The sequence below is a fragment of the Bradyrhizobium sp. genome, from assembly GCF_016462955.1.
Lineage (GTDB): Bacteria > Pseudomonadota > Alphaproteobacteria > Rhizobiales > Xanthobacteraceae > Bradyrhizobium.
In genome coordinates this window covers 1-1569 of record NZ_JAEMSD010000881.1, presented here as the reverse complement: position 1 = coordinate 1569, position 1569 = coordinate 1, and the positions used below count along the sequence as shown (strand labels likewise).

At 63.6% G+C, this 1569-nt stretch carries 2 protein-coding genes; both read right to left on the bottom strand.

From position 1 onward, the window contains the following. Window positions 1–124 precede the first annotated feature (124 nt). Window positions 125–310: a hypothetical protein gene (locus JHD07_RS39495; RefSeq protein WP_291632045.1), complete on the bottom strand. Its 186-nt coding sequence runs from the start codon at window positions 308–310 to the stop codon at window positions 125–127. A gap of 172 nt (window positions 311–482) precedes the next feature. Next, window positions 483–1569: NAD(P)/FAD-dependent oxidoreductase (locus tag JHD07_RS39490; protein WP_291632044.1), on the bottom strand; the 1087-nt coding region annotated here is incomplete at its 5' end.

Here is a 1569-nt window from a genome sequence, read left to right as displayed (position 1 = left end):
GTAATTTCCGCCTCCATTTCCCAGCGGGGGCTAATTTCTTCAGAAGGCTATTCCTGATCACCGCCCGCGAGGGGACCTCCCCTTGCGGGCGCGGTCGTTTTTGGCGGGAATGCTTGGCAATGCCTCAGTTCGAATTGGGCGGCCTAAAGCCAGAGATCAGTTGGATGTGAATGTCTTGGGCGACTATTTGGCGCGCCCATTCGGCTTGATCTTCCGCAATCAGTTTCGCGACGAGCAATTCATCCACGATCGAAGCGGCAATTTGCTCGCTCCAGCGGATATCTTCTGCATTTCTCCTCTCGTCGATCATGCGAGTGCTACCCGACGTCCACAGCCTCTCTGCTCTCTATTCGGCGGCTGTCCACTGTCTTATACCGTAGTTACCCAGCGTCTTTTCCACAGCCTCATTCGGGCTTGTACCGAGAAGCCGTCCAGTTTCGTCACAAAGCTTTCGGCAGCCTATCCACAACCAATCCCCAGGCTTATCCACGGCTTCTGAACAGCGCGCGGTGATCCCTCAGGATCGCCTGCGCCGCATTGTGGCCGGGGGCGCCGGTGACGCCGCCGCCGGGATGGGCGCCGGAGCCGCAATGGTAGAGGCCCCGCAACGGACCCCGATAGTCGGCGTGTCCCAGCATCGGCCGCGCCGAGAACAGCTGGTTCAAGGACAGCGCGCCGTGGAAGATGTCGCCGCCGAGCAGACCGAACTGCCGTTCGAGGTCGAGCGGTGACAGGATCTGACGGCCCAGCACGCTCGCCGCAAAACCGGGCGCGTAGTCATCCACTGTCGCCATCATGAGGTCGGCGACCTCCTCGCGGTGGTCATCCCAGGACCTTCCATCTGAAAGCTCCGGCGCGACATGCTGGCAGAACAGGCTCGCGACATGCTTGCCGGCGGGCGCCAGCGTGTCGTCGAGCGTCGAGGGGATCAGCATCTCGACGACGGGCTGCCGGCTCCAGCCTTGCGCCCGTGCATCGGCATAGGCGCGGTCCATGTAGGCAAGGCTCGGCGCCAGGATGATGCCGGAGGTGAGATGATCGCCATCGCCTGGCAGCGCCGCGAAGGAGGGCAGGCGGTCCAGCGCCACGTTCATGCGGAAGGTGCCGGAGCCGTTCTTCCAATGCCGGATGCGGGCAAGGAAGTCCTTTGGCAGCGCATCCGCCGCAATCAGGCGCGTATACAGCAGCTTTGGATTGACGTTGGCCGCCACGTATGTCGCGCGGATCGGTGTGCCGTCCTCCAGAACCACGCCGACCGCGCGGTCGCGCTCGACGATGACCTCGCGGACGCCGGCATCGGTGTCGATCACCACGCCCCGATCGCGCGCAGCGCGCGCCATCGCCTGCGTGATCGCGCCCATGCCGCCGATGGCGTGGCCCCAGGCGCCCTTCTTGCCGTTCACCTCGCCGAAGGCATGATGCAGCATGACATAGGCCGAACCGGCGGCGTAGGGGCTCGCATAGTTGCCGACGATGGCATCGAAGCCGAACAGCGACTTGACCAGATCGTGTTCGAAACGCTCGTCCAGCATCTCGCCTGCGGACCGGGTGAACAGATCCAGCAGGCTG

Excerpts from the sequence above, each read along its gene's own strand:
- JHD07_RS39495 (WP_291632045.1), bottom strand. The coding sequence starts at position 310 with ATGATCGACGAGAGGAGAAATGCAGAAGATATCCGCTGGAGCGAGCAA.